The organism is Klebsiella sp. NPDC088457 (genome assembly GCF_044900465.1).
In the GTDB taxonomy this organism is placed as follows: Bacteria; Pseudomonadota; Gammaproteobacteria; order Enterobacterales; family Enterobacteriaceae; genus Klebsiella.
Genome location: NZ_JBJDNH010000009.1, coordinates 42,071 through 50,441 on the forward strand (window position 1 = coordinate 42,071; position 8,371 = coordinate 50,441).

Consider the following 8,371-nt stretch of genomic DNA (forward strand, 5'->3'; position numbering starts at 1 on the left):
GAGAGCAAGCCTCAGGCGTTACGCTTCATCCTGGGTGGCGCTTTCAATCGTCAAACGAACGTCAGAGGTAATCAACGCTGCCAGCATCTGATAAACCTTCAGCGTCTCTTCCGGCTCAGCATCGCCGGTATCGCTGATATAGCCCTCGTCGCGCAGCGTCAGCACTAACGTACTGAATACCGCCTTATCGAAGAACTCCGGCGCGTTGATGCCGTGCAGCACCGACAGACGCTGGGCCACGGTGCGGCTCTCTTTCTCCAGCGAGCTGCGGTTAATCGACGGGTTCGCGCTCAGCAGCCAGAAGGTAATGGCGTAACGCTGGAGCGTTTCACGCGCGCCGGCGGCCAGCAGCTGCAGGGAGCGGGAGTGAGACGGATTGATGCTTACCTCATCATCGCTCAGAATAATCAGCCCCTGGCGCTGCATTTCAGCCAGCAGCGCATCGATAACGCCCGCCAGCTCTTCTTTCTCCCAACGCAGGAACAGCTCGGCCTTCAGCAGCGGATAGAACATCTCAACGTGACGCAGCACTTCCGCGCGGGTGATACGACGATGCTGGGTCACTATCGCCGCCAGCAGCGACGGCATCATCAGCATATGGGCGATGTTGTTGCGATAGTAGGTCATCAGCACCGCCTGCTCGCGCGGCAGAATGATGATGTCGCCGATGGTGTCTTTCTCGACCTCGAACTTATTCATCTTCAGCGCGTGATCGATCAGTTCACCGGCGGACGCCGCTGGCGTGGTGGCATCTGGCGAGTACGGGACGTTACGCAGCAGATCGAGGTAGCACTCCAGCTGCTGCGTCAGCTGCTCGCGGGTCAGCGAACGTTGGCGAGAAGCCAGCAGGGCGGTACAGCACAGGTTCATGGCATTCGCCGCGCCGGCGTTGTTGATGCGCACCATCAGATCGGCGGCAATGCTGTTCACCGACGGCGTCAGCCACGACGGGCGCACGGCTTCGATAGGGTCGATAGACTCGCGCCAGTCCGGAACGTGCTGATTGAGCCAGGTCATCAGCGGCAGCGGTTCGCCGAAGTTAACATAGCCCTGGCCGAGATTACGCAGCTTGCTCAGCCCACGCAGCATCTGCGGCAGGCTCTCTTTTTCTTTGGTCGCGCCGCGCAGCTCTTTCGCATAGGTGCCGACTTCCATCACGTGCTCGTAGCCGATATAGATGGGCACCAGGGTAATCGGCCGGGTACCGCCGCGCAGCATCGCCTGGATGGTCATCGACAGCGTGCCGGTTTTCGGATCCAGCAGACGGCCGGTACGCGAGCGCCCGCCTTCAACGAAGTACTCTACGGAGTAACCCCGGCTGAACAATTCACCGAGATATTCGCGGAACACCGTCGAGTAGAGCTTATTGCCCTTAAAGGTACGGCGAATAAAGAACGCGCCGCCGCGGCGGAAAATCGGCCCTGCCGGCCAGAAGTTCAGGTTGATACCGGCGGCGATATGCGGCGGCACCAGACCCTGGTGATACAGCACATACGAGAGCAGAAGGTAGTCCATGTGGCTACGGTGGCACGGGACATAGACAATTTCGTGCCCTTCATGCGCCAGCTGACGCACGCGCTCGGCGTTATGGACGTTAATCCCCTGATACAGGCGGTTCCAGGTAAAGCCGAGCACGCGGTCGGTCAGGCGAATCATCTCGTAGGAGAAGTTAGCGGCGATCTCTTCCATCAGCGCGATGGCGTTCTGCTGCGCCTTCTCATGGGAAATTTTCTTGCTGCGCGCCTCATCTTCCACCGCCCGGGCGATGGCTTTCGACGCCAGCAGCTTATTGAACAGATCCTGACGCGCCGGCAGACGCGGGCCTACGGCGGCCAGGCGCTGACGTGCGAAGTGCATACGTGCGACGCGGGCCAGCTTCTGGGCGATAATTTTATCGGTACCGTGCTCGGTGGCCATTCTGCGCAGCGAGACCGGCGGCGAGAAGCGGACAAAGCTGTCGCGGCCCAGCCACAGGACGGCGAAGAATTTCTGAATACCGTTCAGCATACGCAGCGGTGGATTCACCTCGCCCTTTTCCCGTCCTGGCGCACGACCAAACATCACCGACACCGGCACCATTTGCACGTCCAGATTGGGATGGTTGCGGTGCAGATCCAGGTAGTCGTGGAACAGCTTGATGGACTCTTCTTTCGGCGTGTAGTAGGTGAATACGCGCGGGCCGCCGTGGATAAATACGTAGCGTGGTAGCAGGGCGCCGTCGATCTCCAGCGGTTCAAGCGGATCGGGTAAATCGTGCTCCAGGCACTGGGCGCGCAGGGTCAGCAGGTCCGCCTTCGAGTTATAGGGCAGGACGTACATGATAGGACGCGAGGTATCCAGCCCTAGTTCCTGAGCAGGTTCTGCGGGAATAGACTTGCTTTTTACCAGCACCCGCAATGGTAAATTCAGTAATTTATAGTAAATTCGTTGCCAGCCGGACATAAACGATGTGAAGCCTCTGGTTAATCATGCAAATGCGCGGCAAGAATAACAGAAAGCGCGCAGAATTTCCGTTGCCACGCGGCAAACGCGTACACTCATTGACGTCATTTACATAAAAAGGTTCTTTTGATGGCCAATAATACCACCGGGTTAACCCGAATCATTAAAGCGGCAGGTTATTCCTGGAAAGGGTTCCGTGCGGCATGGATGAATGAGGCCGCATTTCGTCAGGAAGGCGTCGCTGCCATTATTGCCGTGGCGATCGCCTGCTGGTTGGACGTTGATGCCATCACGCGGGTACTGCTGATCGGCTCGGTCCTGTTAGTGATGATAGTCGAAATTCTTAATAGCGCGATTGAGGCGGTGGTGGATCGAATTGGCCCGGAGCACCACGAGCTGTCCGGACGCGCAAAAGATATGGGGTCCGCGGCGGTCTTGCTGGCGATCGGGATCGCGCTAATAACCTGGGCGCTCTTACTGTGGGCTCGCTATCACTAAAATTGCGGCCCGCGCGGCTTTGCTGTCGGCTCGTTGGTTCAGGGGCGAGCGCGATCCCCGGCGGCGCGGTGCGCACGCGTCGGCGGCAGAACGCCGGCCAGGATAGGTTCCCAGGGGCGCAGAATGGAAAGAATCTGCTGATTTTTGTGTGAAATTTGATTCCAAAATCACCGTTAGCTGTATATACTCACAGCATAACTGTATATACACCCAGGGGGCGGGATGAAAGCGTTAACGACCAGGCAGCAAGAGGTGTTCGATCTCATTCGGGATCACATCAGCCAGACGGGCATGCCGCCAACGCGTGCGGAAATTGCTCAGCGCTTGGGGTTCCGTTCTCCCAACGCGGCGGAAGAACACCTGAAAGCGCTGGCGCGTAAAGGCGCGATCGAGATTATCTCCGGCGCTTCCCGCGGTATTCGTCTGCTGACGGAAGAAGAACCCGGTCTGCCGCTAATTGGCCGCGTCGCTGCCGGTGAGCCGCTGCTGGCCCAGCAGCATATCGAAGGTCACTTCCAGGTTGACCCGGCGATGTTCAAGCCGAACGCCGATTTTCTGCTGCGGGTTAGCGGCATGTCGATGAAAGACATCGGAATTCTCGATGGCGACCTGCTGGCGGTACATAAAACGCAGGACGTGCGTAACGGGCAGGTTGTCGTGGCGCGCATTGACGAAGAAGTTACCGTTAAACGGCTGAAAAAGCAGGGTAACATCGTCGAACTGCTGCCAGAAAATAGCGAATTTTCACCTATCGTGGTGAATCTGCGCGAACAAAACTTCACTATTGAAGGGCTGGCCGTTGGCGTAATTCGCAACGGCGAGTGGCTGTAACGCCTTCCCCACGCAGCATCATCTGATGCATGATGCTGCGCCGTCTTTCCTCCTCGGTCAGGCTCTTTCTCATGTTCTTTCACGCCGCTGACAAGGCCCTGTGGCGCCTGGCGCTACCGATGATTTTCTCCAATATCACCGTCCCGCTGCTGGGGCTGGTTGATACCGCCGTGATTGGCCACCTCGATAGCCCGGTTTACCTCGGCGGCGTGGCGGTCGGTGCGACGGCGACCAGTTTTCTCTTCATGCTGCTGCTGTTCCTGCGGATGAGCACCACCGGGCTGACGGCCCAGGCCTTTGGCGCAAAAGATCCCCTCCGCCTGGCGCGGGCGCTGGTACAGCCGCTTGGGCTGGCATTAGCGGCCGGTCTGCTGATTGTCCTGTTCCGGACTCCGCTAATCGATCTGGCGCTGCATATTGTCGGCGGCAATGACGCGGTACTGGAACAGGCGCGGCGCTTCCTTGACATCCGTTGGCTGAGCGCCCCGGCCTCGCTGGCAAACCTGGTGCTGCTCGGCTGGCTGCTGGGAGTACAGTACGCTCGTGCGCCGGTAATCCTGCTGGTCGTTGGCAACCTGCTGAATATCGTCCTCGACCTGTGGCTGGTGATGGGCCTGCATATGAATGTGCAAGGGGCCGCGCTGGCGACGGTGACGGCCGAATATGCCACCTTTCTCATCGGGCTGCTGATGGCAAGGCGTGTGCTGGCGCTGCGCGGGGTCTCATTTGCCATGTTGAAAAGCGCCTGGCGCGGAGATTTGCGCCGCCTGCTGGCGCTGAACCGCGATATCATGCTGCGCTCCCTGCTGCTGCAACTCTGCTTTGGCGCGGTGACCGTCTTCGGCACCCGACTGGGCGGCGAGATTGTCGCCGTCAACGCTCTCCTGATGACCTTGCTGACCTTCACCGCCTACGCGCTGGACGGTTTTGCCTATGCGGTGGAAGCCCACTCCGGGCAGGCGTACGGCGCACGCGACGGCAGCCGGCTGCTTGAGGTCTGGCGCGCGGCCTGCCGCCAGTCGGGAATGGTGGCGCTGCTCTTTGCCCTGATTTATGCCGTCGCGGGGCAACAGATTATCGCACTGCTAACCTCGTTGCCTTCGCTTCAGCAGCTGGCCGATCGCTACCTGTTCTGGCAGATGATTTTACCGGTCATTGGCGTCTGGTGTTATTTGCTCGATGGCATGTTTATCGGCGCAACGCGCGGGGCCGAGATGCGTAACAGCATGGCGGTGGCGGCGGTGGGCTTTGCCGTAACCCTGCTGACGCTGCCGGTTCTCGGTAACCACGGTTTGTGGCTGGCGCTGGCGGTTTTCCTGGCGCTACGCGGTCTGTCGCTGGCGATCATCTGGCGTCGGCACTGGCAGCGCGGAACCTGGTTTTCGTAACGATTTTCCCCAGGTAACTGGTTAAAGATTCCGAATAATAAATTTAATCCAGAATTCTCATCTATAGTTAACAGTACGTCCGGCACACAGCGGGCTGTAAACCCACCGAACGATGAGGATGGCACTATGAACAAAGACGAAATCGGCGGTAACTGGAAACAGTTGAAAGGTAAAGCAAAAGAACAATGGGGCAAGCTGACCGATGATGACATGACGGTCATTGAAGGTAAGCGTGGCCAGCTGGTGGGGAAAATCCAGGAGCGTTACGGATACGCCAGAGATCAGGCTGAGAAAGAAGTGTCTGACTGGGAAAGCAAAAACGACCACCGCTGGTAGCGAAGAGTTTTAGCGTATTACCCCTTTGTTGTTGCCTGCCAGAGCGGTACAGGGATGTGCCGACGACCCTTTGATTCCCGCTGCGGCGATTGCCTCAGCGGGCTTTCTTTTTGCTCTGAATCGTATGGTCGTGATGGCAGTGCCCTGGCGTGCTGCAGGCTTCGACCTCGACGCAGCCAGCGCACAGGCCGTGCGCCTCAATCACGTTATGGCGCAGGGCGAAGCCCATTTTGGCCGCCAGCGTATGCATAATGTCTTCAACGCCTTCCGCGCACTCTTCTTTCACCACGCCGCAGCGATCGCAGATAAACATGGCCGAACTGTGGGTCGGCTGATCGAAAAGATGGCACAGCACGTAGCTGTTGGTCGATTCCACCTTATGCACGAACCCCTGCTCCAGCAGAAACTCCAGCGCGCGATAGACCGTCGGCGGCTTAGCCTGCGGCTCTTTATCGCGTAGCAGGTCGAGCAGATCATAGGCGCTGATTGCCCCTTCCTGTAGGCTCATCAGACGCAACACTTCAAGGCGTTGCGGAGTCAGGCGCACGCCACGTTGTGCACAGAGCTTTTCAGCATGCGCTAACATTTGTTGCGAAGTGGTCTTATCCATGAGCATCCTTTGGTTGCGTGAGTATGAAGTTGTTACTTTATCACGATCCAGGCAAAACGCCGAGAACCGGCGGCTTGTGCTATACCTGATGCATCTCATTTTCGGGAGAAAACGATGAAACGACCTGATTGCATTCGACATTGGCGCGACCTGGAAGGTCCAGATGATGCCACTTATCCCAACACCTCCGAGCGTTTTTCCATTGGCGCGCCGCTGGCGCGTGGCTTAAGACTCAACCGGCTGGGCATCCATCATGAACGTTTACCGCCGGGCCGCCGCACCTCTTACCCTCATGCTGAAAGTGATGAGGAAGAGTTTATCTACGTGCTGGAGGGCTATCCCGAAGTGTGGATTAACGGCTATCTGTGGAAACTGGAGCCGGGTGATAGCGTTGGGTTTCCGGCGGGAACCGGGGTGTGTCATACCTTCCTGAATAACACCGAGCAGGAAGTTCGCCTGTTGGTGGTGGGCGAGTCGAACAAGAAATTTAACCGTATTTACTACCCGCTTAACCCGGAGTATGCCGCCACGCGCCAGGATCGCTGGGTCGATCACCCGCCGCAATTCTTCGGTCCGCATGACGGCAGGCCGCGGAGAAAATAGCCGTCTTAGCAGGCGTGAAGCGCCCGACCCGGTGTGACGCGCCTGTGGTTTATCTTTGTGCTATAGTAGCGCCCCTTTTTATCCGGATGCCTGTTTATTCGCCATGATGCCAGAATCAACATCTCACGCTTTTGCCGCTCATCGTTTTTCCATCGCGCCGATGCTCGACTGGACCGATAGGCATTGTCGCTACTTTTTGCGCCTGCTGTCGCGCCAGGCGCTGCTGTATACCGAAATGGTGACCACCGGAGCGATTATTCACGGCAAAGGCGATTATCTGGCCTATAGCGATGAAGAGCACCCGCTGGCCTTACAGCTGGGCGGCAGCGATCCGGCGGCCCTGGCCCAGTGTGCGAAACTGGCGGAACAACGCGGTTATGATGAGATCAATCTCAACGTCGGGTGTCCGTCTGACCGCGTGCAGAACGGGATGTTTGGCGCTTGCCTGATGGGCAATGCACCGCTGGTGGCGGACTGCATTAAAGCAATGCGCGACGTGGTTTCGATTCCGGTGACGGTGAAAACCCGGATCGGCATTGATGACCAGGACAGCTATGAATTCCTGTGCGATTTCATCAATACCGTCGCCGGGAAAGGCGAGTGTGAGATGTTTATCATTCACGCACGTAAAGCCTGGCTCTCTGGTCTGAGTCCAAAAGAAAACCGGGAGATTCCACCGCTCGACTACCCGCGGGTGTATCAGCTCAAGCGTGATTTCCCCCACCTGACTATGGCGATCAACGGCGGAATCAAGTCGTTAGCCGAGGCAAAGCAGCATCTTGAGCATATGGATGGCGTGATGGTGGGGCGCGAGGCCTATCAGAATCCGGGGATCCTGGCCTCGGTCGACCGGGAAATCTTTGCTCTGGACGGCGCAGATAGCGATCCGGTTGCCGTGGTGCGCGCCATGTATCCGTATATCGAACGTGAGCTGAGCAACGGCACCTATCTGGGCCATATCACGCGGCATATGCTGGGTCTGTTCCAGGGGATCCCCGGCGCGCGTCAGTGGCGCCGCTACCTGAGTGAAAATGCGCATAAGGCCGGTGCGGATATCAACGTGCTGGAGCATGCCCTGCGGCTGGTTGCGGATAAACGCTAATCTTGCGCTAAAATTTAGTCAAATACGCCACGCCCTGTTCTCCGTAACAGGGCATTTTTGTTTAAATTCAATAAATTAAAGTTGGCACGCTTCTTGTAATACCCAATGAGTGAAGACGTCATTTCTTTTGGGGAGAAGACGATGCTGGAACTTTTATTTGTCATTGGATTTTTTGTCATGCTGCTGGTTACCGGTGTGTCCATGTTGGGTATCCTGGCGGCGATCGTCGTGGCAACGGCGCTGATGTTTGTCGGCGGGCTGTTTGCGATGATGATTAAACTGCTGCCATGGCTGCTGTTAGCGGTGGCGGTGGTGTGGGTGATTCGGGCGATAAATTCGCCAAAAACGACGCGCTATCGCAGCAACAATCGCTGGCGTTATTAAGGGAGTGAGTGGTCTGTCACAACCTGAAGAATTTTGCATAAAACAGCGTAGGTTTTGCTTATTAAATCTGTCACTATTAGCGCGTTAACGAATTCATCGCGCTGTACCCTACATACAGCCGAACTAAAAAAGTCAGGGCTTCCGTATGGAAGCCCTAAACTTTTCCTCTCTCCCGTC

The 8,371-nt window shown here is 57.3% G+C and carries 9 protein-coding genes; 7 read left to right on the top strand and 2 right to left on the bottom strand.

The window, feature by feature from the left end; all coding sequences use genetic code 11:
- Nucleotides 1-18: 18 nt before the first annotated feature.
- Nucleotides 19-2,442: a glycerol-3-phosphate 1-O-acyltransferase PlsB gene (gene plsB, locus ACI2JR_RS07690; protein ID WP_132730312.1), complete on the bottom strand. Its 2,424-nt coding sequence runs from the start codon at nt 2,440-2,442 to the stop codon at nt 19-21.
- A 129-nt stretch (nt 2,443-2,571) separates the two neighbouring features.
- Between plsB and ACI2JR_RS07695 the strand changes: the two genes are divergently transcribed.
- The 4 genes from ACI2JR_RS07695 to ACI2JR_RS07710 all read left to right on the top strand — a co-directional run bounded on the left by ACI2JR_RS07695 (nt 2,572) and on the right by ACI2JR_RS07710 (nt 5,495).
- On the top strand, nt 2,572-2,940 hold the full coding sequence (locus ACI2JR_RS07695) for a diacylglycerol kinase (protein ID WP_132730311.1): 369 nt from the start codon (nt 2,572-2,574) through the stop codon (nt 2,938-2,940).
- 222 nt (nt 2,941-3,162) lie between these two features.
- On the top strand, nt 3,163-3,771 hold the full coding sequence (gene lexA / locus ACI2JR_RS07700) for a transcriptional repressor LexA (RefSeq protein ID WP_004856448.1): 609 nt from the start codon (nt 3,163-3,165) through the stop codon (nt 3,769-3,771).
- 71 nt (nt 3,772-3,842) lie between these two features.
- Complete coding sequence (dinF, locus tag ACI2JR_RS07705; protein ID WP_462478262.1) at nt 3,843-5,159, top strand: MATE family efflux transporter DinF; 1,317 nt, start codon at nt 3,843-3,845, stop codon at nt 5,157-5,159.
- Nucleotides 5,160-5,285: 126 nt separating this feature from the next.
- On the top strand, nt 5,286-5,495 hold the full coding sequence (locus ACI2JR_RS07710) for a CsbD family protein (protein ID WP_462478263.1): 210 nt from the start codon (nt 5,286-5,288) through the stop codon (nt 5,493-5,495).
- A gap of 94 nt (nt 5,496-5,589) precedes the next feature.
- Here the strand turns inward: ACI2JR_RS07710 and zur are convergent, their stop codons facing one another.
- Nucleotides 5,590-6,105, bottom strand: a complete 516-nt coding sequence (gene zur / locus ACI2JR_RS07715) for a zinc uptake transcriptional repressor Zur (RefSeq protein WP_132730308.1) — start codon at nt 6,103-6,105, stop codon at nt 5,590-5,592.
- Nucleotides 6,106-6,219: 114 nt separating this feature from the next.
- On the opposite strand from zur, the gene ACI2JR_RS07720 reads away from it, so the two are divergent.
- From ACI2JR_RS07720 to pspG, 3 genes are all read left to right on the top strand, one after another.
- Nucleotides 6,220-6,708, top strand: coding sequence for a cupin domain-containing protein (locus tag ACI2JR_RS07720; RefSeq protein WP_462478264.1), 489 nt, complete (start codon nt 6,220-6,222; stop codon nt 6,706-6,708).
- Nucleotides 6,709-6,811: 103 nt separating this feature from the next.
- A complete protein-coding gene (gene dusA / locus ACI2JR_RS07725; RefSeq protein WP_132730306.1) occupies nt 6,812-7,810 on the top strand; it encodes a tRNA dihydrouridine(20/20a) synthase DusA in 999 nt (332 codons plus the stop codon).
- Nucleotides 7,811-7,951: 141 nt separating this feature from the next.
- Entirely contained in the window at nt 7,952-8,194 is a 243-nt protein-coding gene (gene pspG, locus ACI2JR_RS07730) for an envelope stress response protein PspG (RefSeq protein ID WP_132730305.1), read from the top strand.
- The last annotated feature ends 177 nt before the right edge of the window (nt 8,195-8,371 follow it).

Bases quoted from the DNA above. Each gene is read 5' to 3' on its own strand.
- plsB (WP_132730312.1), bottom strand. From the start codon at position 2,442: ATGTCCGGCTGGCAACGAATTTACTATAAATTACTGAATTTACCATTG.
- ACI2JR_RS07695 (WP_132730311.1), top strand. From the start codon at position 2,572: ATGGCCAATAATACCACCGGGTTAACCCGAATCATTAAAGCGGCAGGT.
- lexA (WP_004856448.1), top strand. From the start codon at position 3,163: ATGAAAGCGTTAACGACCAGGCAGCAAGAGGTGTTCGATCTCATTCGG.
- dinF (WP_462478262.1), top strand. From the start codon at position 3,843: ATGTTCTTTCACGCCGCTGACAAGGCCCTGTGGCGCCTGGCGCTACCG.
- ACI2JR_RS07710 (WP_462478263.1), top strand. From the start codon at position 5,286: ATGAACAAAGACGAAATCGGCGGTAACTGGAAACAGTTGAAAGGTAAA.
- zur (WP_132730308.1), bottom strand. From the start codon at position 6,105: ATGGATAAGACCACTTCGCAACAAATGTTAGCGCATGCTGAAAAGCTC.
- ACI2JR_RS07720 (WP_462478264.1), top strand. From the start codon at position 6,220: ATGAAACGACCTGATTGCATTCGACATTGGCGCGACCTGGAAGGTCCA.
- dusA (WP_132730306.1), top strand. From the start codon at position 6,812: ATGATGCCAGAATCAACATCTCACGCTTTTGCCGCTCATCGTTTTTCC.
- pspG (WP_132730305.1), top strand. From the start codon at position 7,952: ATGCTGGAACTTTTATTTGTCATTGGATTTTTTGTCATGCTGCTGGTT.